Origin of the sequence: Rothia sp. HMSC058E10, from assembly GCF_001809415.1 — a bacterium.
Taxonomy (GTDB): domain Bacteria; phylum Actinomycetota; class Actinomycetes; order Actinomycetales; family Micrococcaceae; genus Rothia; species Rothia dentocariosa.
In genome coordinates, this window is the sequence record NZ_KV797602.1 from 1 (window position 1) to 418 (window position 418).

Sequence of the window (418 nt, forward strand, 5' to 3'; positions counted from 1 at the left end):
CGTGCATCAGGATGCAGATTTCCGCCCTTTGTCCAGACCTCCTTTGCCATATCAAAGGCCTCTTGCGGGATTTCTCCATCGTATTCACTAGGGCGGAGCACCAAATATTTGTTCACACCGGGATCCGTACCGTACATACCGGAAGTATAGTCGGTCACCATCTTCTCGCCCTTGCTGTCGATAAAGTCATCCCGGAACATCCGCATCTTCGGCTCAGGAGGCATGGGCTTGAGCTCCTTAAGCTCATAGCCAGGAGAGCCAACCTCCACACCGTCTAGTTTAGCCTGCTTCCTAACAGCTTTGTTGTACTCCTTAATCTCTGCGTTCTCAGCCTTGATATGTGCTCTTTCAGCACGATAAGTATCAACTTTTTCCCCTAGATCACTTAAATCATCTACATAAATAACATCTGACCTAT

The 418-nt window shown here is 48.1% G+C and carries 1 protein-coding gene; it reads right to left on the bottom strand.

Features of this window, described 5'->3' with window-relative positions:
• On the bottom strand, positions 1-418 hold a 418-nt coding region (locus tag HMPREF2609_RS10840), incomplete at both ends, for a hypothetical protein (protein WP_168162141.1).